At 73.1% G+C, this 22,561-nt stretch carries 23 protein-coding genes; 11 read left to right on the plus strand and 12 right to left on the minus strand.

Going from position 1 to position 22,561, the window contains the following annotated elements:
- The first annotated feature begins 142 nt into the window (after nucleotides 1-142).
- From IE317_RS02110 to IE317_RS02125, 4 genes are read left to right on the plus strand one after another with little or no spacing between them, the layout of a single operon-like run.
- A complete protein-coding gene (locus IE317_RS02110) occupies nucleotides 143-577 on the plus strand; it encodes a MarR family winged helix-turn-helix transcriptional regulator (RefSeq protein ID WP_229902406.1) in 435 nt (144 codons plus the stop codon).
- On the plus strand, nucleotides 574-2,244 hold the full coding sequence (locus IE317_RS02115) for an MFS transporter (RefSeq protein WP_191306299.1): 1,671 nt from the start codon (nucleotides 574-576) through the stop codon (nucleotides 2,242-2,244). The genes IE317_RS02110 and IE317_RS02115 overlap by 4 nt, the downstream gene beginning before the upstream one ends.
- Nucleotides 2,241-2,981, plus strand: a complete 741-nt coding sequence (locus tag IE317_RS02120) for a dienelactone hydrolase family protein (RefSeq protein WP_191306300.1) — start codon at nucleotides 2,241-2,243, stop codon at nucleotides 2,979-2,981. Before IE317_RS02115 ends, IE317_RS02120 begins: the two co-directional genes overlap by 4 nt.
- A gap of 13 nt (nucleotides 2,982-2,994) precedes the next feature.
- Complete coding sequence (locus IE317_RS02125; RefSeq protein ID WP_191306301.1) at nucleotides 2,995-3,267, plus strand: DUF6295 family protein; 273 nt, start codon at nucleotides 2,995-2,997, stop codon at nucleotides 3,265-3,267.
- A gap of 42 nt (nucleotides 3,268-3,309) precedes the next feature.
- Here the strand turns inward: IE317_RS02125 and IE317_RS02130 are convergent, their stop codons facing one another.
- From IE317_RS02130 to IE317_RS02145, 4 genes are all read right to left on the minus strand, one after another.
- Entirely contained in the window at nucleotides 3,310-4,728 is a 1,419-nt protein-coding gene (locus IE317_RS02130) for a pyridoxal phosphate-dependent decarboxylase family protein (protein ID WP_191306302.1), read from the minus strand.
- Complete coding sequence (locus tag IE317_RS02135) at nucleotides 4,715-6,028, minus strand: MFS transporter (protein ID WP_191306303.1); 1,314 nt, start codon at nucleotides 6,026-6,028, stop codon at nucleotides 4,715-4,717. The genes IE317_RS02130 and IE317_RS02135 overlap by 14 nt, the downstream gene beginning before the upstream one ends.
- Nucleotides 6,029-6,146: 118 nt before the next feature.
- A complete protein-coding gene (locus tag IE317_RS02140; RefSeq protein WP_191306304.1) occupies nucleotides 6,147-7,172 on the minus strand; it encodes an LLM class F420-dependent oxidoreductase in 1,026 nt (341 codons plus the stop codon).
- Between the two features lie 9 nt (nucleotides 7,173-7,181).
- Nucleotides 7,182-8,099: an oxygenase MpaB family protein gene (locus IE317_RS02145; RefSeq protein ID WP_191306305.1), complete on the minus strand. Its 918-nt coding sequence runs from the start codon at nucleotides 8,097-8,099 to the stop codon at nucleotides 7,182-7,184.
- Between the two features lie 86 nt (nucleotides 8,100-8,185).
- Here IE317_RS02145 and IE317_RS02150 point away from each other — a divergent pair, with 86 nt between their 5' ends.
- The 5 genes from IE317_RS02150 (at nucleotide 8,186) to IE317_RS02170 (ending at nucleotide 13,454) form a co-directional block, all read left to right on the plus strand.
- Nucleotides 8,186-8,776: a TetR/AcrR family transcriptional regulator gene (locus IE317_RS02150; protein ID WP_086849543.1), complete on the plus strand. Its 591-nt coding sequence runs from the start codon at nucleotides 8,186-8,188 to the stop codon at nucleotides 8,774-8,776.
- A 50-nt stretch (nucleotides 8,777-8,826) separates the two neighbouring features.
- Nucleotides 8,827-9,600, plus strand: coding sequence for an IclR family transcriptional regulator (locus tag IE317_RS02155; protein WP_191306306.1), 774 nt, complete (start codon nucleotides 8,827-8,829; stop codon nucleotides 9,598-9,600).
- Between the two features lie 62 nt (nucleotides 9,601-9,662).
- A complete protein-coding gene (locus tag IE317_RS02160; RefSeq protein WP_229902407.1) occupies nucleotides 9,663-11,687 on the plus strand; it encodes a glycosyl transferase in 2,025 nt (674 codons plus the stop codon).
- Between the two features lie 10 nt (nucleotides 11,688-11,697).
- Entirely contained in the window at nucleotides 11,698-12,702 is a 1,005-nt protein-coding gene (locus tag IE317_RS02165) for a GlxA family transcriptional regulator (protein ID WP_191306307.1), read from the plus strand.
- Nucleotides 12,699-13,454, plus strand: coding sequence for a DJ-1/PfpI family protein (locus IE317_RS02170; protein WP_191306308.1), 756 nt, complete (start codon nucleotides 12,699-12,701; stop codon nucleotides 13,452-13,454). Before IE317_RS02165 ends, IE317_RS02170 begins: the two co-directional genes overlap by 4 nt.
- On the opposite strand, the gene IE317_RS02175 is transcribed toward IE317_RS02170, so the two are convergent.
- From IE317_RS02175 to IE317_RS02200, 6 genes are all read right to left on the minus strand, one after another.
- Nucleotides 13,411-14,583 (minus strand): LLM class flavin-dependent oxidoreductase, encoded by a 1,173-nt coding sequence (locus tag IE317_RS02175; protein ID WP_191306309.1) that lies wholly within the window; start codon nucleotides 14,581-14,583, stop codon nucleotides 13,411-13,413. The genes IE317_RS02170 and IE317_RS02175 overlap by 44 nt on opposite strands.
- Nucleotides 14,580-15,590, minus strand: coding sequence for an ABC transporter substrate-binding protein (locus IE317_RS02180; RefSeq protein ID WP_191306310.1), 1,011 nt, complete (start codon nucleotides 15,588-15,590; stop codon nucleotides 14,580-14,582). Before IE317_RS02180 ends, IE317_RS02175 begins: the two co-directional genes overlap by 4 nt.
- Nucleotides 15,577-16,281: an ABC transporter ATP-binding protein gene (locus IE317_RS02185; RefSeq protein ID WP_191306311.1), complete on the minus strand. Its 705-nt coding sequence runs from the start codon at nucleotides 16,279-16,281 to the stop codon at nucleotides 15,577-15,579. The genes IE317_RS02180 and IE317_RS02185 overlap by 14 nt, the downstream gene beginning before the upstream one ends.
- Nucleotides 16,266-17,084: an ABC transporter permease gene (locus IE317_RS02190; RefSeq protein ID WP_191306312.1), complete on the minus strand. Its 819-nt coding sequence runs from the start codon at nucleotides 17,082-17,084 to the stop codon at nucleotides 16,266-16,268. Before IE317_RS02190 ends, IE317_RS02185 begins: the two co-directional genes overlap by 16 nt.
- Before the next feature lie 125 nt (nucleotides 17,085-17,209).
- A complete protein-coding gene (locus IE317_RS02195; protein ID WP_191306313.1) occupies nucleotides 17,210-17,920 on the minus strand; it encodes an MBL fold metallo-hydrolase in 711 nt (236 codons plus the stop codon).
- A 10-nt stretch (nucleotides 17,921-17,930) separates the two neighbouring features.
- Nucleotides 17,931-18,812, minus strand: coding sequence for a LysR family transcriptional regulator (locus IE317_RS02200; protein ID WP_191306314.1), 882 nt, complete (start codon nucleotides 18,810-18,812; stop codon nucleotides 17,931-17,933).
- A 102-nt stretch (nucleotides 18,813-18,914) separates the two neighbouring features.
- On the opposite strand from IE317_RS02200, the gene IE317_RS02205 reads away from it, so the two are divergent.
- Nucleotides 18,915-19,526: a dihydrofolate reductase family protein gene (locus IE317_RS02205; protein ID WP_191306315.1), complete on the plus strand. Its 612-nt coding sequence runs from the start codon at nucleotides 18,915-18,917 to the stop codon at nucleotides 19,524-19,526.
- Here IE317_RS02205 and srmL read toward each other — a convergent pair.
- On the minus strand, nucleotides 19,495-20,616 hold the full coding sequence (gene srmL, locus IE317_RS02210) for a PheS-related mystery ligase SrmL (RefSeq protein WP_191306316.1): 1,122 nt from the start codon (nucleotides 20,614-20,616) through the stop codon (nucleotides 19,495-19,497). The two genes, IE317_RS02205 and srmL, sit on opposite strands and share 32 nt — an antisense overlap.
- Before the next feature lie 476 nt (nucleotides 20,617-21,092).
- The gene (locus tag IE317_RS02215; protein ID WP_191306317.1) at nucleotides 21,093-21,605 is read right to left on the minus strand and encodes a DinB family protein; all 513 of its coding nucleotides are present in this window, start codon (nucleotides 21,603-21,605) and stop codon (nucleotides 21,093-21,095) included.
- A 45-nt stretch (nucleotides 21,606-21,650) separates the two neighbouring features.
- On the opposite strand from IE317_RS02215, the gene IE317_RS02220 reads away from it, so the two are divergent.
- Complete coding sequence (locus tag IE317_RS02220; protein WP_191306318.1) at nucleotides 21,651-22,511, plus strand: hypothetical protein; 861 nt, start codon at nucleotides 21,651-21,653, stop codon at nucleotides 22,509-22,511.
- Nucleotides 22,512-22,561: the final 50 nt, after the last annotated feature.

Genomic DNA, 22,561 nt, shown 5'->3' on the forward strand with positions numbered 1-22,561 from the left:
CCCGCAGCTCGTCGTGAGTGGTACGGCGGGTTGGAACCCGCCTTACCACTCACGACCGGCCGGGGAAAGCTCCCGGGTCACCCGAAAGCGCCCGGTCCGTCCGAGTTGATCAACCCAGGTTTATCAGTCTAGGTTGACGATCGTGACGGACGAGGAGCTCCTCCAAGCGAGCGCCGACCTGCGCGTCGCGCTCGGCCGGCTGGTCCGGCGGCTGCGCCAGGGCTACGTCGCCGGCGAACTCACCCTGCCCGAACGCTCGGTCCTGTCCCGGCTCGACCGCGAAGGCCCGGCCACCCCCGGTTGTCTCGCCGACCTCGAACGGGTCAAACCGCAGGCCATGGGCGTCACCCTGGCCGGACTGGTCGAACGCGGACTCGTCGAGCGGCGCAAGGACGACTCCGACGGCCGCAAGGTGCTGATGTCGGTCACCGAAGCGGGCGTCGAACTGCTCACCGACCGGCGCTCCGAGACCACCCGGCAGATGGCGGCCGCGCTGGCGGAGAAGTTCACCGCGGCCGAGCAGCGCGAGCTGACCGCGGCCATCCCGCTGATCGAGCGGCTGGCGGACGAGCTGTGAGCTACAAGTGGGTCGCGCTGTCCAACACCACGCTCGGCGTGCTGATGTCCGCGCTGGACGGCTCGATCGTCATCATCTCGCTGCCGGCGATCTTCCGCGGCATCGGGCTCGACCCGCTCGCCCCGGGCAACATCGGCTACCTGCTGTGGATGATCCTCGGCTACCTGCTGGTGCAGGCCGTGCTGGTGGTGACGCTGGGGCGGCTCGGCGACATGTTCGGCCGGGTCAAGATGTACAACGTCGGCTTCGTCGTGTTCAGCGCAGCGTCGGTGGCCCTGTCGTTCGACCCGTTCCACGCCGGGGCCGGGGCGCTCTGGCTGATCGGCTGGCGGGTCGTGCAGGCCGTCGGCGGGTCGATGCTGACGGCGAACTCGGCGGCCATCCTCACCGACGCCTTCCCCGCCGAGCAGCGCGGCATGGCGCTGGGCGTCAACCAGATCACCGCGCTGGCCGGGCAGTTCCTCGGCCTGGTCGTCGGCGGGCTGCTGGCCGAGATCGACTGGCGCGCGGTGTTCTGGGTGAGCGTCCCGTTCGGCCTGCTCGGCACGATCTGGTCGATCCGCAGCCTCCGCGAGGTGGGGACCCCGCAGCGCGCGAAGGTCGACTGGGGCGGCAACGTCACCTTCGCGGCCGGGACCGCCCTGGTGCTGGCCGCGATCACCTACGGCATCCAGCCCCACGGCGGCGCGGCCACCGGCTGGGGCAACCCGTGGGTGCTCGGCGGGATCGGCGCCGGCGTGCTGCTGCTCCTGCTGTTCGGGGTCATCGAGACCCGCGTCGCCGCGCCGATGTTCCGGCTGAGCCTGTTCAAGATCCGCGCGTTCGCCGCCGGCAACGTCGCCGCGTTGCTGACTTCGATCGCGCGTGGTGGCATGCAGTTCATGCTCATCATCTGGCTGCAGGGGATCTGGCTGCCCCTGCACGGCTACGACTACGAGCAGACGCCGCTGTGGGCGGGCATCCACCTGCTGCCGCTGACCGTCGGGTTCCTGATCGCCGGGCCGGTGTCCGGGTACCTGTCCGATCGCTTTGGCGCCCGGCCGCTGGCCACCGGCGGCCTGCTCCTGGTCGCCGCGGCGTTCCTCGGCCTGCTGGCCCTGCCGGTCGACTTCCCGTACCCCGCGTTCGCGGCCCTGCTCGTGCTGAGCGGCATCGGCCAGGGCATGTTCGCCGCGCCCAACACCTCGGCGATCATGAGCAGTGTCCCGACCGAGCAGCGCGGCGTGGCCTCCGGCATGCGGGCGACGTTCCAGAACTCCGGGACGTCGCTGTCGATCGGCGTGTTCTTCTCGCTGATGGTCGCCGGGCTGGCCTCGTCACTGCCGCAGACGCTCACGAGCGGCCTGCAGGCCCACGGCGTCCCGGCGCCGGTCGCGGACGGGGTCGCGCAGCTGCCGCCGGTCAGCACGCTGTTCGCCGCGTTCCTCGGCAGCAACCCGGTCGGGCACCTGCTCGGCCCGGACGTCCTGTCCGGGCTGGCCCCGGCCGACCGCGCCACGCTGACCGGCGGGGACTTCTTCCCGCGCCTGGTATCCGGCCCGTTCCACCACGGCCTGGTGGTCGTGTTCACCACGGCCGCGGCGATGGCCGTCGTCGCCGCGATCGCGTCCGCTTCGCGCGGCAAGCGCTACCTCCACACTCCCGAAGAAGCGAAGGAGAACCGATGAAGGACGAGATCGTCGCCGGGACGGTCACCATCTCCGGCCACGGCGGGGACGAGCTCGAGGCGTACCTGGCCAAACCCACCGACGAGACCCCGCGCGGCGGTGTCGTCGTGATCCACCACCTGCCCGGCTACGACGCGGCAACGAAGGAGATGGTGCGCCGCTTCGCCGTCGAGGGCTACAACGCGCTCTGCCCGAACCTGTACACGCGGGAGGCGCCCGGCGCGGACCCGGACGACGCGGCCGCGACGGTCCGCGCGGCCGGCGGCGTCCCGGACGACCGGCTGGTCGGCGACGTCTCGGGCGCGGCGGACTACCTGCGTGCGCTGGAGAACGCGAACGGCCGCGTCGGCGTCATCGGGCACTGTTCCGGCGGCCGCCACGCGTTCCTGGCGGCGTGTTCGCTGGAGCTCGACGCGGCGGTGGACTGCTACGGCGCGTTCGTCGTCAACGACCCGCCGGAAGCCATGAGGCAGATGAAGCCGCTGCTCGGCCTGGCGCCACAGCTGTCCTGCCCGCTGCTGGGCATCTTCGGCGCCGACGACCAGTTCCCGAGCCCGGACGAGGTCGCGGTGCTGGCGGCGGAGCTGGAGAAGCACGGCAAGGAGCACGAGTTCCACACCTACGCCGACGCCGGTCACGCGTTCTTCGCCGTCGACCGCCCGAGCTACCGTCCCGAAGCCGCGAAGGACGGCTGGGAACGCATCCTCGACTTCTACGCCCGCACGCTCACCGCCTGAGAGGAACCCGCGCATGTGCACTTACCTGACGGAGAAGTTCGCGCTCGAAGGCAGCGGCAAGGGTGCCCGCGGCTGGTTCCGCCTGAACGAGGGGACCGTGTACGTCGACCACCCGGTGCACGCGCCCTACGCGCACACGGTGAACATCGACTTCCGGAACCCGGCCCTGGGCGCTTCCGCGCGCGTCGCCCTCGAACTGACCGAAGAGGACGCCCTGGCGCTGGCCGACGCGATCCACGCGGCCGTCAAGTCCGCGCCCGCCGGCCTGGCCTCCCGCAACCAGTAAGCCCTCGTGAGTGAGAAACAGTGTTCTAACACTGTTTCTCACTCACGAGGGGGTGTAGAGCGCGCCGAGGAATTCGAGCAGGAGCCGCTCCCGCAACGGTGCCGGTGCCGTGGCGAGGAGCGCGTTGATCGGGGCCATCCGCTCCGGGAGGCCCGCGCCACCACCGAGACCCGCCGCGGCGAGCAGGCCCGCGAACTGCTCCGAGGTGAGCGTCGCCGGGTCGAGGGCCGCGACGAACTCCGCCACGGCCGGGTCGACGACCACCGGGCCGGAAGCGCGGGCCGCGTCGACCGAAGCCGCGAGGTCGGCCAGGAACTCCTTCTCGCCGCCGTGGTTGGCCGCCGTCACCGTCAGGTGGAGGTTGACCGGGGACGACTCAAAAGCGAACTGCGGCTGGACGTACCAGCCGCGCGTCTTCATCTCGTCCGCCACCGTGAACAGGTCGAAACCGTCGTCGCCGGTGAACGCGATCAACGTCGACACCGGATCGCCCAGCACCCGCAGGCCGGGCAGCTCCTCGATGCCGGAACGGATGCGGGACACAGCCTCGCGCGCGGCGGACGCCAGCTTCAGGTAGCCCTCGGAACCCAGGTGGTTCACCACCGCCCACGCCGCCGCGAGGGGCCCGCCCGAGCGGGTGCTCTGGATCGTCGTGTTCAGCATCGTGTAGCCCGGCCAGGCCGCGCTCGCGAAGTGGTGCGTGCGCCGCAGCTCCGCCGAGGCGTGCAGCAGCACCGACGTCCCCTTCGGGCAGTACGCGTACTTGTGCAGGTCCACCGAGATGCTCGTGACGCCGGGGACGCGGAAGTCGAACGGCGGGACGTCCGCGCCGAGCTTCGCGAAGTACGGCAGCACCCAGCCGCCGATGCAGGCGTCGACGTGCATCCGGACGCCGCGCTCGAGAGCCGAAGCCGCGATCGAAGCGATCGGGTCGAGCACGCCGTGGGCGTACGACGGCGCGCTCGCCACGACCAGGACCGTCGAGTCGTCGATCGCCGCGGCCATCGCCTCGGGGTCGGCGCGGAAGGTCACCGGGTCGACCGGGACGTCGATCCGCCGCAGCCCGAACAGGTGCGCCGCCTTGTGGAACGCCGCGTGCGCGGTCGTCGGGAGCACCAGGGACGGCGAAGCGATCGAGGGGTTCGCGTCCCGCGCGGCGAGCACCGCCAGCAGACACGATTCCGTGCCGCCGGACGTCACCGAGCCGACCACGCCGGGCACCGAACCGAGCAGCGCGGAGGCCGCGGAGACGAGGTCGTTCTCCATGCGCAGCAGGCTCGGGAACGCCGTCGGGTCGAGGCCGTTGGCCGACGACGCCAGCGCGTGCGCCGCCGCCCCCAGGGAGTCCACTTCGGACAGGCCGCTGTCGTAGACGTAGGCCAGGGTCCGGCCGCCGTGCGTCGGCAGGTCGCCCGCCCGCAGCTCCCGCAGCGCCGCCAGGACGTCCTCAGGCGGGTTCATGGCGCGGCTCCAGCACCTTGCGCCGCAGCAGCGGCAGGGCCAGCGCGATCAGCACGCCGGGGATGATCGACGACCCGACCAGGATCGCCACGATCGCGCTGTGCGGCTGGAAGGCCGTCGCGTCGGTGCTCGAGACGTACCCGCCGAACGCGAGGATCAGCGCCCAGAGCCCGCCGCCGAAGGCCAGCCCCAAGGTCTCCCCCGCGGTCCACACCCCCGCCGCGATCCCGGCGCGGGTCTCGCCGGTGCGCTCCTCCTCGGCGGTGATCAGGTCGGGCAGGATCGCCAGCGGGAACACCGAAATCCCGGCGTAGCCGACACCGCACAGCGCCACGAAGACGAACGAGACGACCAGCGGGATCGACTGGGCGAACACGAGACCCAGCAGCCCGATCGCGAACGCCGCCGTCGCCAGGCGGAAGCCGTTGAGCTTGCCGACCCGGTCGCCCAGCCGCGGCCACAGCGGCATGGTGATCAGCGCCGGGCCGACGAAGATGACGAACAGGACGGTGCCGTAGGCGTCGTCGCCGAGGATGCGCTGGGCGAAGAACGGGATCGCGGCGAGCACCGTGCCGATGCCCAGTGCCTGGATGAAGTACGTGCCGAGCAGCCAGCGGAACGGCCGCCAGCCGGCCAGCGTGCGGACGAGTTCCTTCAGGTTCACCGTGTTCGGCCGCAGCGAGCCGACCGGCGCGTCCTTGAGCCCGAAGTAGACCAGCAGCGTCGCGGCCAGCACGATCAGCCCGATCACCACGGCCATGATCCGGTAGCCGGCGACCCCCTCGAACCCGGAGGTGATCGCCGGGGCGCCGCCGCCGCAGACCAGGATCGTCACGGCGAGCACACCGATGCGGACGCTGGTGAGCTTCGTGCGCTCGGTCGCCGACTCGGTCAGCTCGGCGGGCAGCGCGTTGAACGGCACCTGGAACAGCGCGTACGCCGTGGCGCAGGCGGCGAACGTGATCGCCACGTACAGCGCGTCCGGCAGCGGGCCGCCGAACCCCGGGTGGGCGAACATCGCCGCGAACAGGATCGCCACGCCGATGCCGCCGATCAGCAGGAACCGGCGGCGGCTGCCGGTCTTGATCAGGTCGGCGTCGGACAGCCGGCCCGCGATCGGGTTGAACAGCACGTCCCAGGCCTTGGGCACGAACACGATCGCCGCCGCCCAGCCCGCGGGCACGGCCATCGTGTCGGTCAGGTACTTCACCAGCACCAGGCCGGGGACGGTGCCGAAGGACCCGGTGACGAACGAGCCGAGCGAATAGCGGAACCTCGTCCGGCCGGACAGCGTCGCCATGGTCCTCCTCGAAGGCGTACCGGGTGCCCGCATGAGTATTCGATCTCGGCGGACACCCGGTAGGGGTCGAGGGGAATCGTGCCATCGTCGTGACCTGGAGCACGGAGCGACCCGCCGGTCAGCCCAGGGCGCGGGCGATCTTCTCCAGCGTCGCGGCGTCCCCGCGCAGGAGCAGCTGCGTGACCACGGTGTCCTCCCAGGCCTTCAGCTCGTCGCGGATCTTCTCCGCCGGCCCGATCAGCGAGGTGTCCTCCACCAGCGACGTCGGGATCGCCGCGGCCGCCTCCTCCTTGCGGCCGGCGAGGAAGAGCTCCTGGACCCGGTCGGCGACGTCGCCGTAGCCGAGCCGCGCGTACACGTCGTGGTGGAAGTTGACGCTTTTCGCGCCCATCCCGCCGATGTACAACGCCAGCGACGGCTTGATCCAGCTCGCCGCCTCCTCGACGTCGTCGTGCACGATCACCGGCAGGGAGCACGGGACCTCGAACGTGTCGAAGGTGTGCCGCGCGCCCGGCCGCGAGAAACCCTCTTCGAGGGCGGCCTTGTAGAAGTCGTTGCTCTTGGGCGAGAAGAACAGCGGCAGCCAGCCGTCGGCGATCTCCGCGGCGAGGGCCACGTTCTTGGGGCCTTCGGCGGCCAGGTGGATGGGGATGTCCTTGCGCAGCGGGTGCACCGTCGGCTTCAGCGGCTTGCCGAGCCCGGTACCGCCCCGGTACGGCAGCTGGAAGTGCTCGCCGTCGAGGGTCACCGGCGCCTCGCGGGCGATCACCTGCCGGACGATGTCGACGTACTCGCGCGTCCGGGCCAGGGGCTTCGGGTACGGCTGGCCGTACCAGCCCTCGACGACCTGCGGGCCCGACGCGCCGAGCCCGAGCACCATCCGGCCGCCGGAGAGGTGGTCGAGGGTCAGCGCGCTCATCGCCGTCGCCGTCGGGGTCCGGGCGGCCATCTGGACGATGTTCGTGCCGAGCCGGATCCGGCTGGTCGAAGCGCCGTACCAGGCCAGCGGCGTGAACGCGTCCGAGCCGTACGCCTCCGCCGTCCACACCGAGTCGAAGCCGAGCTCCTCGGCCTTGAGGACGGCTTCCAGCGCACCCGGGGTCGGGCCGCTCTGCCAGTACCCGACGTGGAATCCCAGCTTCACGAATGCCTCCTAGACGTTCGGCGCGTAGTGCTCGGGCTTGCCCCGCTCGGACAGCGGCGGCAGGTTCCTGGGTGGAGTCTCGACCAAGGGCGCGTCCGGAGCCACCTCCCCGCGCTCGCGGCGCCAGCCGGCGCGGGCGCGCGGGTGGTAGCGGCGGTCGTGCGGGACGAGCTTGAAGACGGCGTTGACGAGCTTCCCGAACCGCCGGTGCCGGCGTGCGTCGCGCTCGGTCCAGCGGAAGCCGAGCAGGTCGCGGACCTCGCGGTCGTACAACCCGATCGTCAGCCAGACGAAGTGGCGCGCGATCACCCGCTGGGCCGGCCGCCACAGCGCGTCCGGCAGCCACGGCAGGAACGGCGGCTTGCCGAGCCCGCGGATGTCCAGGACGTCCCGGGTGGCCGTGTTGTCCTCGAGGACGTCGGTGCACATGTGCTTCCAGTAGCGCTGGAAGTCCTCCCAGCTCTCCGGCACCGGCCGCATGCTCATGTCGTACATCCGCCACCACCGGACGTGCTCGTCGAACAGCTGCCGCTTCCCGGCTTCGCCGATGCCGCCCATGAAGTGGTCGGCGATGAGGATGGTGCTGACGAAGAAGGTCGCGTGCGCCCAGTAGAAGGTGCCGGGGTCGAGCGCGTGGTAGCGGCGGCCCCGGGCGTCGACGCCCTTGATGCGGTCGTGGTAGCCGCGGACTTCGAGGGCGGTCGCGTGGGCGCGCGGGCCGTCGTAGACCACGCCGCCGATCGGGTAGAGCGAGCGGAACAGCCGCTGCCAGCGTTCTTCGAAGAACCGCGAGTGCTGCTCGACGCCCGCGCCGAGGCCCGGGTGCATGTTCTGCATGGATCCGGCCCAGAGGCCGATGAGCAGGCCGCGCCAGTCGCCGAAGTACTTCCACGTCAGCGAGTCGGGACCCAGCGGCTGGGGCGTCATCGGCGGCTCCTCGTCGAGTCCGGAACTGACTACGGCTGTTGTCAGGCTAGGATCTGACAACAGTTGTAGTCAACCGAGGAGCCGCCATGCCGGGCCGCACGTGGGCGGGCACGACGCTGGACGACCGGAAGGCGCTCCGGCGCGGGCAGCTCGTGGCCGCCGGCCTGGAACTGCTGGGCACCGAAGGCTCGGCCGGGACGAGCGTCCGCGCGGTGTGCCGGCACGCGAAGCTGACCGAGCGCTACTTCTACGAGAGCTTCGCCGACCGCGAAGAGCTCGTCGCGGCCGTGTACGAGCACGTCGGCGAAGAGGCGCGGCAGGCCCTCGTCGACGCGGTGCGGGACGCGCCCACCCCGGTGTCGCGGGCCGAGCACGCCGTGCGCGCGTTCGTCGAGCTGATCGTCGACGACCCCCGCAAGGGCCGGGTCCTGCTGCTGGCCCCGCTGACCGACCCCGCGCTGACCCGCCGCGGCCTGCACCTGCTGCCGGTGTTCGCCGCGCTCGTCGGCGAGCAGCTGTCCCACGGCGACGAGACCGAACGCCGGATGGTCGCCGTCGGCCTGGTCGGCGCGCTGAGCAACGTGTTCATCGCCTACCTCGACGGGTCGCTGAAGGTCTCGCGCGAGCGGCTCGTCGCGCACTGCGTGAAACTCGTCCTCGGCGCCGACAGCCACTGACCTCACCTCCGCTGCTGACACTCGCCCTGCCGATCGGGCACACTCAACCCATGCGTACCGCTGGGCGGAACGACGGCGTGAGCGGCGACGGCCTCGTCGCGGCCCGGCTGGCCGCGCTCCTGGAGGCCTTCCGGCCGGGTGACGAGGTCCTCGGCGTCTCCGAGCTGGCCCGCCGGACCGGGCTGGCGAAGACGACCGTGCACCGGCTCGTCGGGCACCTGACGGAGACCGGCCTGCTCGAACGCGAGTCCGGCGCGGTGCGGCTCGGCCTGCGCCTGTTCGAGATCGGCCAGCTCGCCTCGCCGCGGCGCGGGCTGGTCGAGGCGGCCCGGCCGTACCTGGCCGACCTGCGCGAAGCCACCCGCAACACGGTCCACCTGGCGATCCTCGAAGGCACCGAAGTGGTGTACCTCGACGTGCTGCGCGGGCCGGACGCACCGACGCTCCCCTCCCGCATCGGCGGCCGGTTCCCGGCGCACGCCACCGGCGTCGGCAAGGCGATCCTGGCGTTCTCGCCGGAATCCGTGGTGAACCAGGTGATCGACGCCGGCCTGCCGCGGATGAGCGCGCGGACGATCACCGCACCCGGGCTGCTCCGCCGTCAGCTCACCCGCGTCCGGGAGGACGGGATCGCGTTGGAGCGCGAGGAATCCGGGGTCGGCGTGGTGTGCGCGGCCAGCCCGCTGCTCGACGCCGGCGGCGTCGCGGTGGCGGCGGTGTCGATCTCCGGCTGGGCCAACCGGATGCGGACCGAACGGGTCGCCCCGGCCGTCCGGACGGTGGCGCTCGCGCTGACCCGGACACTCTCCGGCGACCGGAGATAATCTTGCCGGACAAGGGATCCCTGCACTCGGCGGGGCGGTGAGGACCCGCTACAGTCCGTGCAATGGTCCAGCACCGCCCGGTTTCCGCCGCGCACCGGTTGCTGTCGCTCGACATCGTGCTCGCGCTGCTGGCGCTGGCCGGCGGGCTGCGGGTGCTCTTCCTCGCCGCGCCCGGGCCGGCCCTGCCCGCGGAGGCGGCGACCGTCGCCCACGTCTACGCGCTGGGCAACCTGACTTCGTTTGCCGACGCGGGCGGGGCCGGGGTGAGCCCCTTCGGCTGGCTCCAGCTGGCGGCGGCGACGATGGTCTCGGACGCGTTCGGCCGCTCGGCCACGGCGCTGGCCGCGGTCCGCGAGACCGTGCTCGTCGCCGCGCTCGCCGGCGTGGTGCTGTCGTGGTTCCTGGCGCGCCGCCTGGGCCTGAACCGCTGGGCTTCGGCCGCGGCAGTGCTGCTTCTCGCGGCCTCACCGCTGGCGCTCGGGCTGCAGCGGCTGGTCGTCGTGGAGCACCTGGCGGCCGCGTGGGCGCTGGGGGCGCTGGTCCTGATCACCCGCCGGCGCCCCCGCATCCGCCACGACATCGCGGCGGCGGTGTGCCTGCTGGCGGCGGTGCTCACCTCGCCGCTGGCGCTGTTCTTCCTGCCCGCGGCGGGCTGGCTGCTGGCGCGCCGGGCACCGGTCCGGGCGGCGCTGGTGGCGGTGGTGCTGAACCTGGGGCTGGGCATCGCGTTCGGCCCGGCGGCCGCGGTGCTCCGCCCGCACCTGGCCGCGGCCACCCGCCCGTCGGTCGCCGACTGGGCGGCGCTGGATCCGGTGTGGGTGGCACTGTCGGCGGTCGCCTTGGCCGCCGCACTCGGCGTGCAGGCGATGCGGCCCATCGCGCTGACGGGCTTGCTGCTCGCGGCGGCGCTGCTGGTGCCGGGCGTGCCGGCCACGGCGGTGCTGGCGCTGCTGGTGCCGGTGACCCCGCTGCTGCTGGCCGGAGCAGCCCAGGCGGTGTTCCGGCGGCGGCGCCTGCCCCGCCACGGCAGCGCAGGCCGGCCGCCCAGCCGCTTCGCCGTTCCGCAGCCCTTCCCTGCGCAGGGTCAACAGGAAACCGAGACTCCATCGGCCGACGCCATCCACACCGCCACTCCGCGGCCCTTCCCCGCACAGCGTCATCAAGAGACCGAGGCTTCACCGGCCGATCCCGCCTGCACCGCCCACCGCCCGCCCCCCACGCTCCGCAGCGACACACCCCGGCCCGGCCGAGCCGCAACCTCGCCCGCCCCCGCGCCTTTCCCCAGCCGCGCAACCCGCCGCGTCCGGACCGTGCCCCTCCTCGGCGCCGCCGCCGTTCTCACCGCGTTCACCCTCAGCTGGAGCGCCGGCTACCCCGCCCTCCGCCCCACCGTCGACCGCGGCAGCCCCCTTTCCGCCGCCCGGGATTGGCTGCACGGCAACGCTTCCGGCTCCCGTCTCCTCGTCGACGACGCCGCCTGGGCCGAACTCGCCGAGACCGGCTGGCCGACCGGCCTGCTCGCTCCGCCCGCCAGCTGTTCCGTCGCCTGCCCGCCCGCCGAGTGGGCCGTCTTCGGCAGCGACGAGATCCCCCTCCGGAACCAGTACCCCGCCCTGGACAGCGCCTTCACCGGCGCCGGACCCACCGCCGTCTTCGGCTCGGGTGACACGCGGGTCACCGTCTGGCGCCTCGGCCTGCCCCCGCCCGATCCCGCCGCGCCGCCGGAAACCCCCGCCCGGGCCCACGCCGGCCAAGCACTGGCGGCCTCGGCCCGGATCACCCTGTCCCCCGAAGCCGCCGGTGTGCTCCGGGACGGCTGTGCCGATCCGCGGCTCATCGCGACCCTCGCCGCGCTCGCCGCCGTCCAGCCCGTCGACGTCGCCTCCTTCCCCGAAATCCCCGGCGAGGACGCCGCCGGGCAGCCGCGCCGCCGGGTGCTGCTCACCGGCGGCGAAGACGGCACCACCGCCTTCTACACCGGCCAGCGCGAGCTCTTCCGCCCCGCGTCGGTCGTCCGCACCGCGGGCGGCGTCCTCGTCACCTACCCGCTGTTCGCGCCGCCCGGGCTCCTGCCCCGGACCCGGTAGATTCCGGGGCATGGGGCCGGAACGGCGGGTCGTCATCGCCGCCTACGACCAGGTTCAGATCCTCGACGTCGCCTGCCCGAGCGGCGCGCTCGAGCTGGCGAACTCGCACGGCGCCACGCCGCGGTACCGCGTCGAGCTGGCCACCGTGACCGGGCAGGGCGCGCGCAGCTCGGCGGGGATCGTGCTCGCCGGGGCCCGGCGCCTCGCCGCGATCACCGGGCCGCTGGACACGCTGATGGTCGTCGGCGGGGCCGGGACGCGCGCGGCCGTCCTCGACGAGCCGCTGCTGGCCCAGATCCGCCGGCTGGCCGGGCGCAGCCGCCGGATCGCTTCGGTGTGCACGGGCACGTTCGTGCTCGCCGCGGCCGGGCTGCTCGACGGGCGGCGGGTCACCACGCACTGGGGCTACGGCGAACTGCTCGCGGCCGCCTTCCCCGCCGTGACGGTCGACCCGGCCCCGCTGTACCTGCGCGACGGCAACGTCTACACCTCGGCCGGGGTCACCAGCGCGCTCGACCTGACCCTCGCGCTCGTCGAAGCCGACCACGGCCCGACGCTGGCCCGGGAAGTCGCCCGCGAGCTCGTGACCTACCTGCACCGCCCCGCGGACCAGGCGCAGATCAGCATGTTCCTCGCCGCCCCCGCGCCGGGGAACGGGGTCGTGCGGGACCTGCTCGGGTACATCGCCGGCCACCTGGCCGAGGACCTGAGCCCGCCGGCGCTGGCGGCCAGGGCGGGGGTGACGGCGCGGCACCTGACCCGGCTGTTCGCCACCCACGTCGGCACCACCCCGGCCCGCGCGGTCCGTGCGGTGCGCACCGAAGCCGCCGCGTACCTCGTGCGCGGCAGCGAACTGCCGATGGCCGCCGTCGCCCGCCGGTGCGGGTTCGGCTCGGCCGAGACCCTGCGGCAGGCGTTCCTCGACCACTTCGGCGTCACCGGGGACACGCTTCGCAGGATGACGGACATGCCCCGGCCGCCGGGCGCGGCGGCCGTCCAGACTCCGGGGGCATGACCACCACACAGACGACCCGCCGGACGGTGCTGGGCGGGCTGGCCGCGGCCGCCGCGCTGGCGCTCCCGGCCGCCACCGGCACCGCGGCCGCCGCGACCGGCCGTCCCGGCCCGCGGATCGGCATCCTGCTCTACGACGGCTTCAGCCTGCTCGACCCGACCGGTCCGGCGGAACTGCTGTCCCGGCTCCCGGGCGCGACGGTCACCATGATCGGCGAGCACCGCGGCCCGGTGCGCACCGACACCGGCCGCACAGCCGTGTTCGCCGACCGCGCGGTGTCCGAAGTGGACCGGCTCGACGTGCTGCTGGTGCCCGGCGCGGGCAACCGCGGCACGGTCGCCGCGATGAACAACCCGGTGCTGCTCGACTGGATCCGCCGCATCGACCGCCACACGACCTGGACGACGTCGGTGTGCACCGGCGCCTTGGTCCTCGGCTCGGCGGGCCTGCTGCGCGAGCGGGCCACGACCTACTGGGCCGCGGCGCCCTACCTGGAGGCCACCTTCGGCGTCGAGTACGTGCCCGAGCGGTACGTCCGGGTGGGCAAGGTGATCACCGCGGCGGGCGTCTCCGCGGGCATCGACCTGGCGCTGTTCCTGGCGAGCGAGCTCGCCGGCGACGAGGTCGCCCGGGCGGTCCAGCTGGCCGTGGAGTACGACCCGCAGCCGCCGTTCGACGCGGGCGACGCGGCGACGGCGAGCCCGCAGCTCAAGGAACTGGCGCTGCGGCTGCTCGCCGAATCACAGGTGTAGCGCCCGGCGCCGGCCGGGGCCGCGCCGGGACGCCGGCCAGCAGGCCGCGCCGGGCCAGCTCCGGCCGCACGCCGTCGCCGAACCAGTACGCCTCCTCCAGGTGCGGGTAGCCCGACAGCACGAACTCGCTCACGCCGACGCCGTGGTACTCCTCGATCAGGTCCGCGACCTCTTCGTGGCTGCCGACCAGCGCGGTGCCCGCGCCGCCGCGGACCAGGCCGACGCCCGCCCACAGGTTCGGGTGGATCTCCAGCCCGCGGACACCGCCGTCGGTCCGGCCGCCGTGCAGCGCGACCATCCGCTGCTGCCCCACCGACTCGCTCGCGGCCAGCTGTGCCTGGGCTTTGGCGACCTGCTCGGGGCTCAGCGCGTCGAGCAGCTTCTGCGCCTCCGCCCACGCCTCGGCCGAGGTGTCGCGCGAGATCGTGTGCAGCCGGACGCCGAACCGGATCGGCCGGTCGCCGGCCAGCTCGCGGACCTTGCCGATCTTCTCCGCGACCTGCGCGGGCGGCTCGCCCCAGGTCAGGTAGACGTCGGCGTGCCGGGCCGCGACCGGCAGCGCGGCCGGTGACGAGCCGCCGAAGTAGATCGGCGGTACGGGGTCCGGCGCGGCGAGGGTCGTCGCGCCTTCGACCCGCAGGTGCTCGCCTGCGAAGCTGAACGGCTCGCCGGACCAGACCCCGCGCACGATGGTCAGGAACTCGTCGGTGCGGGCGTACCGGGCGTCGTGGTCGTGCCAGTCGCCGAAGCGGCGCTGTTCCACCGCGTCGCCGCCGGTGACGATGTTGAGCAGCACGCGGCCGCCGGACAGCCGTTGGAAGGTCCCGGCCATCTGCGCGGCCAGCGTCGGCGAGATGACGCCCGGGCGGAACGCGACCAGGAACTTCAGCTTGGTCGTCTCCCGGATCAGGGCGGCCGTGGTGAGCCACGCGTCCTCGCACCACGTGCCGGTCGGCGTCAGGACTCCTTCGAAACCTTGGCGCTCGGCCGCGCGGGCGACCTGGGCGAGGTAGCCGAGGTCCGGGTCGCGCTGGGCGGCCGGGCCCGCGGACCGGTTGGCGTGGAAGCGTTCCACGATCGTGCGGCCGTCGCCGCTGGTGGGCAGGAACCAGTGCAGCCTGATGCTCATCCGTTGCTCCTCGCCTGGTCCAAGTCGGGACCGAACCGCCGGTCGACGAAGGCGGCGAAGTCCACCTTGCCCGGCAGAGTCTTCTCGTCGGTGAAGGCGTCCGCGAGCTGCTGTTCGGACGCCACCACGGCGTCGTCCAGGACGATCGGCAGGTCACGGCCCGCCTCGACGGCCTTTTGCGCGACTTCGAGCTTCAGCCCGGTTTCCTTGGCCCACGCCTGCGCCCACTCCCCGCGGTGCGTGTCGGCCCACATCTGCGCCTTGACCACGCGCACCGCGAAGTCGCGCAGCGCCGAGTTCTTGCCCGGATCGCCGAGCGCGGCGGTACTCGCGGTCAGGAAGCCGAGGCCGTTCGACGCACCCCGGCCGTCGGCCAGCACCCGCGCGTGCGCCTCGATCTGCGCCTGTGCGGTGTAGGGGTCCCAGATCGCCCAGGCGTCGATGGTGTGCTGCGTGAACGCCGCGTAGGCCTCCGACGGCTGCAGGAAGCTCAGCTTGACGTCCTTCGTGGACAGTCCGTTGTTGTGCAGTGTGTTCAGCAGCTGCCCGTGCGCCGAGGTGCCCTTGGCGACGCCGATCGTCTTTCCCTTGAGGGAAGCGACGTTCTGCAGCGGCGAGTCCGGCGGGACGAGGACGGCCTCCCGCTCGACGTTGCTGCGCGACACGCTGATCACCTTGATCTTCGCCTTCGCGGCGGCCGCGAAGATCGGCGGCGTGTTGCCGACGCGCCCCGCGTCGATCGCGCCCGCCGAGGCGGCCTCGAGCAGCGGCGGCCCCGACGTGAACGTCGCCCATTCGATCCGGTACGGCGTCCCTTGCAGAAGGTTCGCCGCGGTGAGCAACGACTTGACGCCGCCCTTCTGGTCGCCCACCTTGAGCGTCACCTTCGCCAGGTCGGCCGCGCCCACCGCGGCCGGCACGGCAGCCGGGCCGTCGCCGCTCGCCGTCCCGCACGCGGACACGGCGAGGACCGCCGCGACCGCGATGGTTCCCTTACGCCACAGCATCTTCTGTCACTCCCAGGTCGGCCAGCACGCGGCGGCGGAGGTTGTCGTGGTCGTCGGCTTCGCGCGGCCGGTGCGCGGCCACGATCCGGCCGCCGTCGAGCACCAGGACGCGGTCGGCGAGCCGCAGGGCTTCGTCGACGTCGTGGGTCACCAGCAGCACGCCCGGCCGGTGCCGCCGCCAGAGGTCCTGCACCAGGCCGTGCATGGAAATCCGTGTCAGCGCGTCCAGGGCACCGAACGGCTCGTCGAGCAGCAGCAGGTCGGGTTCGCGGACCAGCGCGCGGGCCAGCGACACGCGCTGGGCCTCGCCGCCGGACAGCGTGAGCGGCCAGTCGTCGGCGTGCTCGGCCAGGTGCACTTCGGTCAGGGCTTTCTCGGCCAGCGCGCGGTTGCGGGACTTCGCGACGCCGTCCTGGCGCAGGCCGAGGACGACGTTGCGCCAGACCTTCCGCCAGGGCAGCAGTCTCGGCTGCTGGAACGCGACCGAGACGGTGCCGGTGACTTCGGCGCGGCCGTCGACGTCGTCGTCGAGGCCCGCGAGGACCCGCAGCAGCGTCGACTTGCCGGACCCGCTGCGGCCGAGCAGGGCGACGAATTCGCCGCGTCCGACGGTCAGCTCGAGTCCGTCGAGGACGGTCCGGTCGCCGAACCGCTTGGTCAGGCCGCGGACCTCGGCTACCGGGTTCGCCACCGCAGCACCTTCCGTTCGAGCAGCCGGACCAGCGCGTCGGTGACCAGGCCGAGCAGGGCGTACAGGACCAGGCCGACGACCACGACGTCGGTGCGCAGGAATTCGCGGGCGTTGTTGATGAGGTAGCCGACACCGGCGTCGGCGTTGACCGTCTCGCCGACGATCAGCGCGAGCCAGGCGAGGCCGAGCGACTGCCGCAGCCCGACGAGCGCCTGCGGCAGCGCGCCGGGCAGGACGACGTGCCAGAGCCGTTCCGCGCGGCTGAACCCGAGCGCCCGCGAGGCTTCGACCAGCGCCGGGTCGGCGCCGCGGATTCCCGAGTGGACGTTGAGGTAGAGCGGGAAGGCCACGCCGAGGGCGACCAGCACGATCTTCGTCTCTTCACCGATGCCGAACCACAGGATGAACAGCGGGATCAGGCCGAGGAACGGCAGCGTGCGCAGCATCTGCACCGGCGGGTCGACGAGGGCTTCGCCCCAGCGCGACAGCCCGGAGACGATGCCGAGCAGGACGCCGGCGGCGGCGCCGAGCGCGAAACCGGCGCCGACCCGGCCGAGTGAGACGGCGAAGGCGTCACCGAGTTCGCCGCTGCGCGCGGCTTCGAGGCCGGCCTGCACGACCGTCCACGGCGCACTGAGCTTGTCGGGCGGCAGCACGCCGGCGGCGCTGGCGATCTGCCAGGCGGCGAGCAGCACGACCGGGCTGATCCAGCGCCGCAGATCGGGCCGCCGCACGGCTTTGCGCGGCGGCTCGTCGGCGCGTTTCCGGGCGCGGGTGAGCACGCCCGTGGTGGAAATCGACACGGATTTCTCCCGGGGACGGGGACGTTCGGGATGGCGTGGTCCCGACCTTCCGGGGAGTGGGAAGCGAAGTCAATCCGCGCCCACTCCGTGAACGCCCCGTGTTTCACCCCGTGGACGCACTTGGCTCAGCCGCCGAACATGACCTTCCATTCGTCGAGCGACCGCGGCCGGTAGACGAAATTGGAGCGCTTGACTTCGGACAGCGCGGCCGACGGCTCGGCCGAGTACTGGTGGCCGGGGTAGACGACCGGGTCGCCGGGCAGGCCCGCGAGCGCCTGCAGGCTGCGGTAGATCTCTTCGGCGTCCCCGCCCGGGAAGTCGGTGCGGCCACAGCCTTCCAGGAAGAGCGTGTCGCCGGAGACGAGCTTGTCCTCCACGAGGAAGCACTGGCTGCCCGGCGTGTGCCCGGGCGTGTGCAGCAGCCGGATCGGGATGGCCCCGACCTCGAGGACGTCGTCGTGGTCGTGGGCGCGCAGGTCGGTGCCGGAGACGCCGGTGACCCGCTTGACCCATTCGGTCTCGGCGCCGTTGACGTGGATCGGCACCTGTTCGACGGCGAGGAGCTCGGCGATGCCGGGCAGGGAGAAGCCGAGCATCTCGCCGCCGACGTGGTCGGGGTGGTGGTGCGTGGCGAGCACGCCGGTGAGCCGCATCCCGTCCTGCGCGAGGACGTCGAGCAGATCCCGCACGGCGTAGGCCGGGTCGACGATGACGGCGTCGCCGGTCTCGCGGTCGCCGATCAGGTAGGCGAAGTTCACCATCTGCGTCGCGACGGGATCCCCGACGGCGAAGTCACGCCCGGCGAGCAGCTGCCGGAAGTAGAGCCGATCAGTCATGCCGGACACCCTACGGTCCGCTCGGCCCCGGCGCGGCGGCCCGGGTGAGGGCGGCCAGGACGGCGGCCACCGCGGGCGGGTCCGGCGGGTCGCCGTAAGTGGCCGCCTGGATGCGGCGGTGGGCGCCGGGGAGTTCGGTCGCGTGGATGCCGGGGTGGCGATGCGCTTCGAGCGCGAGCCCGGGCAGGGTCGCGACCCCCAGGCCGGCCGCGACCAGGGACTGCACGACGACCATGTCGTCGCTGAACGAGCCGAGGCGCGGGCTGAAACCCGCCCCCGCGCAGAGGGTGGTGAGCTCCTCGCGGCACCGGGGGCAGCCGCCGATCCAGGCCGAGCCGCGGTGGTCGGCCAGGTTGTCGCCCGGCTGCCGGCTGATCAGGTGGATCGGGTCGTCGGCGAGGTGGCGGAACCGGAAGCCGTCGCCCTCGAGCGGGGCGCCGGCGTGCTGGAACACGAGCGCGACGTCGAGTTCGCCGCGGCGCAGCATGTCCAGCGCTTCGACGGGGTGCCGGTCGACCAGGCTCAGCTCGAGTCCCGGGTGCACCTGGGCCAGCGACGCCGCCGCTTTCGGCACGAGGGTGCTCAGCGCGGACGCGTTGGCGGCCAGCCGGACGCGCCCGGCCCGCAGGCCGACCTGCGCGGCCAGCTCTTCGGCCGCCGCGTCCACGCGACCGGCGATTTCGGCGGCGCGATCGGCCAGCAGCCGGCCTTCCGGCGTCAGGCGGATCCCGCGGCCGGCCCGCTGCACGAGCCGGGCGCCGGTGGCCGCTTCCAGGCGGGCCAGGTGGTGGCTCACCGACGGCTGCGAGTAGTGGAGTTCCCGCGCCGCCTCGGTCACCGACCCGTGCCGCGCGACCGCCGCCAGGACCTTGAGCTGGACCAGGTTCAGCATTCATCAAGAATATCAATGCTTCGTCGGCTTGATTGGCATTGGACGTCATGTCCGGCCCGGTCCATTCTGGATGTCGCAACAGCCGACGAGGAGGAGACGACCATGACCGGCACGGTGACCTGCGACCTCACGATCACCCTCGACGGGTACGCAGCCGGGCACCACCAGACCGAGCAGCGCCCGTTCGGCGACGACGGTGGTGACGGCTGGGGAGACAAGCTGCACGCCTGGTACGGCGAAGGCCGCGACGAACACCCCGCCGAGTTCGACCGGATGATGACGGCCAAGGCGTTCATCATGGGGCGCAACATGTTCGGCCCGGTGCGCGGCGAGTGGGACCGGCCGTGGACGGGCTGGTGGGGCGACAACCCGCCGTACCACGGGCCGGTCTTCGTGCTCACCCACCACCCGCGCGAGCCGCAGCCGATGGCGGGCGGCACCACGTTCCACTTCGTCACCGACGGCATCGAGGCCGCGATGGCCCGCGCCCGCGAGGCGGCGGGCGACGGCGGGATCTCCGTCCACGGCGGCCCGAGCACCGTCAACCAGTACCTCGCCGCCGGCTTGATCGACGAGGTGCGGCTGCACGTGGCGCCGTACACGCTCGGCGGCGGCGTCCGGCTGTTCGACGGCGTCCCGCCGCTGAACCTCGAGCAGATCGACGCGCGGGCCACGGGCTCGGTCACGCACCTGCGGTACCGCGTGGTCCGGTGAGTCCGGCCCAGTGGTGGACGTTCCCCCGGTGCAGGGCGGCGTAGGCCCGGTCCCGCAGGACGTTCGCCTCGTGATCGGACAGCGTCCGGTCCAGGGGCCGGAGGACCAGGCGGACGAGCAGGTTCTTCTGGTCCGGCGTCGCGCCGAGCCGGGCCCGGGCCTGCGCCGGCAGCCGGGCGTACGGCGTCTCCTGCAGGATCTCGACCGACTCGACGACGTCTTCGCCCAGGGCCTCCCGGACCCGGTCGCCGAGGTCCTCGGCCCGGTCGTCGGCGTCGACGGCGATCGAGAGGTCGCGCCGGACCGGCGGCAGGGCGGAGACCGGCCGGTAGGGCGCGAGGTCCGTCAGCTGCGCCGCGACGGCCGGCTCGGTGGAGCGCAGTAGCCGGATGTCCGGGATGCCCTTGCGCAGCATGACCATCCGATCGAGGCCCATGCCGAGCGCCAGGCCGGACCAGCCGTTCCCGAGTCCGGCCCGCGCGAGGACGGCCGGGGAGGCGAGCCCGCACTCGGCGACCTCGACCCAGCGCCCGTCGTGCCGGACGTCGAGCTGCGCACCGTCCACAGTGTACGGATGGCGGCGCGGTTCGAGCCGCCGTTCCCCCTCCGGCACGAGGGCGGCGACCATGTCCTCGAGGTCGGCCCGGGTGACGGTCCCGCGGACGATCCGCCAGAGGTCGAGCTGGTGCGGAGTGCCGCTGTGCAGCCGGTCGATGCTGTCGCGGCGGTAGACGAGGCCGGGACAGACGAGCAGCACGTCGTCGGCGGGGTTCGCGGCGAGCGCGCGCAGGGCCGCGGGGATCATCGCGGTGGAGTGGCTGCGCAGGACGTGCCCGGCGTCGACGTACCGGGTGTAGCGGGCGTCGCGCGTGACGTCGGCGGGGTCGTAGCCGAGGTGGTCGTAGTTGTCGGCGACGGTGACGACGCGCTCGCCGGGGTGCCGCCGGACCGCACAGGACCACAGGCCGGCGAGGGCTTCGACGGCTTGGTCGACGACGAACTGGACGGCGTGCGGCCCGGCGGCGGGATCGGTGAGATCACGGACGGCGAGGTCGCGGGCGAGCTGGGCGGGGGTGAGGGTGGCGGGCATGGTGGAACCTCCGGGGTCGGGATGGTCGGGGTGGTTCCCCCTGGCCCGGGCGCCCGGTGAGGTTCAGGCAGTGTCGACTGTGGACATGGCACCGGAACCCCGCTGGCTGGAAACGGCCAGGGGGCCGGTAAATCGGCGGGCTTCCGCAACGACGGCCACGGATCCAGGGTAACGGCGCTTGTCATCCGGTTTCCGCTGGACTTTTCCCGGGCACGGCTCTCTGAGGTCGCCGCGGCGGGCCCTGGCTGCCGGGTTGGGCCGTCGGAGGGCGCGGGTCATGCCATGAATGACCCATTCCTGGCGTCGGAGGTAAGGAATGAGTCATTCACGACACCGCAGCCGCCTGCCACCGCACCGCAAAGCCGCCCAACTCGTGGCTGCCAGCCACCGCCTCGGGCCGATGCCGAAACCCGACTGCCGGAACCTCTCCCCTCCCCCTCGCCCACCCACCGCCACCGCCGCCCGTCACTCGCCCGTCACTCGCCCACCTCCCCGTCGGCCAGCTCGCGCAGCACGTCCAGGTGCCCGACGTGCCGTGCCGTCTCCTGGACCACGTGGGTGACCACCCACCGGACGGTGAACTCCGACCGCCGCCGGGTGCGGTCGTCGGGGCTCAGCCCGCGCAGGGCCTTGTCCACCCGGGCCCACTCCGCCTTGTACGCCGCCGCCACCGAGGCCGGGGTGTCGTGCGGCCCGATGTCCCAGCTCGGGTCCGGGCTGCCCGCCCACAGCGACGGCAGGTCCGCCCCGCCCGCCTCGATCGACAGCCACCAGCGCTCCACCGCCGTGAGGTGCTTCACCACCCCCAGCGCGCTCATCCGCGGCGAAGCCGGCAACGGTGTCGCCACCGCCTGCGCGACCGTCAGCCCCGCCAGTTTGTTCACCGCCGTCGCGCGCAGGAACTGCAGGAAATCCAGCAGCAGACGCAGCTCGTCGGACGCCAGGGGCGCGGGCCACTGGCGGTGCGTCTTCGAACTCGTGTTCGACATGCCCGGCACCGTACCCCACGGGTCCGACAAAATAGAGTGACCGGCATGTGGTGGGGACTGCTCTGCGCCCTGGGCGCGGCATGCGCGTACGGGGTGGCTTCGGTGATGCAGTCGGTCGCCGCGCGGGCCACGGACACCGGCGCGGCCGGCGTCGACCCGAAACTGCTGGTCCGCGTGCTCGGCCAGGGGAAGTTCGTGCTCGGGCTGGCGCTCGACGTGCTCGGGTTCGTCGCGCAGATCGCGGCCCTGCACGTGCTGCCCCTGTTCGTCGTCCAGGCCGCGCTCGCCGCCAGCCTCGCCGTGACCGCCGTCTGCGCGCGGTTCCTCGGCGTGCGGCTCGGCCGGCGGGAGTGGGTCGCGGTCGGGGTCGTCTGCGCCGGGCTCGCGCTGCTCGGCGCCGCCGCCGAAAGCGAGGGCTCCGATCCCGTCGGGCTCGGCTTCCGGCTCGGCCTGATCGGCGCGGTCGCCGTCCTCGCCGTGGCCGGGATCGCCGCCGGCAAGGCGAGCCGCCGGATCCGGACGCCGGCGCTCGGGCTCGTCGCCGGGCTGTGCTTCGGCGTCGTCGCCATCGCCGGGCGGATCATCCCCAGCCTCGCGCCGCTCGACCTGCTCACCGACCCGGCGACCTACACCGTCGCGGTCGCGGGCGGGATGGCGATGCTGTTCTACGCGACGGCGTTGCAGCGCGGGAGCGTCACCACCGCGACCGCGATGATGGTCCTCGGCGAGACGGTGTTCCCGTCACTGGTCGGTGTGCTGGTACTCGGCGACCGCACCCGGCCCGGCTTCGCGGTCGTCGCCGTCGCCGGGTTCGTCCTCGCCGTGGTGGCCGCGCTCGCGCTGGCCCGGTTCGGCGAACCGGCGACCGAACCGCGGGCCGACCCGAAGCCGACCGTGTTCCCCTGACTCTTTTACTTAGACTAGCCTTACCTTCCCCAGCTCTGGAGAGGGAGGCG

Source organism: Amycolatopsis bullii (assembly GCF_014654205.1).
Lineage (GTDB): Bacteria > Actinomycetota > Actinomycetes > Mycobacteriales > Pseudonocardiaceae > Amycolatopsis > Amycolatopsis plumensis.

What these genes read in the sequence shown, in the direction of transcription:
- IE317_RS02120 (WP_191306300.1), top strand. Translation starts at nt 2,241, where the DNA reads ATGAAGGACGAGATCGTCGCCGGGACGGTCACCATCTCCGGCCACGGC.
- IE317_RS02125 (WP_191306301.1), top strand. Translation starts at nt 2,995, where the DNA reads ATGTGCACTTACCTGACGGAGAAGTTCGCGCTCGAAGGCAGCGGCAAG.
- IE317_RS02130 (WP_191306302.1), bottom strand. Translation starts at nt 4,728, where the DNA reads ATGAACCCGCCTGAGGACGTCCTGGCGGCGCTGCGGGAGCTGCGGGCG.
- IE317_RS02135 (WP_191306303.1), bottom strand. Translation starts at nt 6,028, where the DNA reads ATGGCGACGCTGTCCGGCCGGACGAGGTTCCGCTATTCGCTCGGCTCG.
- IE317_RS02145 (WP_191306305.1), bottom strand. Translation starts at nt 8,099, where the DNA reads ATGACGCCCCAGCCGCTGGGTCCCGACTCGCTGACGTGGAAGTACTTC.
- IE317_RS02150 (WP_086849543.1), top strand. Translation starts at nt 8,186, where the DNA reads ATGCCGGGCCGCACGTGGGCGGGCACGACGCTGGACGACCGGAAGGCG.
- IE317_RS02155 (WP_191306306.1), top strand. Translation starts at nt 8,827, where the DNA reads ATGCGTACCGCTGGGCGGAACGACGGCGTGAGCGGCGACGGCCTCGTC.
- IE317_RS02160 (WP_229902407.1), top strand. Translation starts at nt 9,663, where the DNA reads ATGGTCCAGCACCGCCCGGTTTCCGCCGCGCACCGGTTGCTGTCGCTC.
- IE317_RS02165 (WP_191306307.1), top strand. Translation starts at nt 11,698, where the DNA reads ATGGGGCCGGAACGGCGGGTCGTCATCGCCGCCTACGACCAGGTTCAG.
- IE317_RS02170 (WP_191306308.1), top strand. Translation starts at nt 12,699, where the DNA reads ATGACCACCACACAGACGACCCGCCGGACGGTGCTGGGCGGGCTGGCC.
- IE317_RS02175 (WP_191306309.1), bottom strand. Translation starts at nt 14,583, where the DNA reads ATGAGCATCAGGCTGCACTGGTTCCTGCCCACCAGCGGCGACGGCCGC.
- IE317_RS02180 (WP_191306310.1), bottom strand. Translation starts at nt 15,590, where the DNA reads ATGCTGTGGCGTAAGGGAACCATCGCGGTCGCGGCGGTCCTCGCCGTG.
- IE317_RS02195 (WP_191306313.1), bottom strand. Translation starts at nt 17,920, where the DNA reads ATGACTGATCGGCTCTACTTCCGGCAGCTGCTCGCCGGGCGTGACTTC.
- IE317_RS02200 (WP_191306314.1), bottom strand. Translation starts at nt 18,812, where the DNA reads ATGCTGAACCTGGTCCAGCTCAAGGTCCTGGCGGCGGTCGCGCGGCAC.
- IE317_RS02205 (WP_191306315.1), top strand. Translation starts at nt 18,915, where the DNA reads ATGACCGGCACGGTGACCTGCGACCTCACGATCACCCTCGACGGGTAC.
- srmL (WP_191306316.1), bottom strand. Translation starts at nt 20,616, where the DNA reads ATGCCCGCCACCCTCACCCCCGCCCAGCTCGCCCGCGACCTCGCCGTC.
- IE317_RS02215 (WP_191306317.1), bottom strand. Translation starts at nt 21,605, where the DNA reads ATGTCGAACACGAGTTCGAAGACGCACCGCCAGTGGCCCGCGCCCCTG.
- IE317_RS02220 (WP_191306318.1), top strand. Translation starts at nt 21,651, where the DNA reads ATGTGGTGGGGACTGCTCTGCGCCCTGGGCGCGGCATGCGCGTACGGG.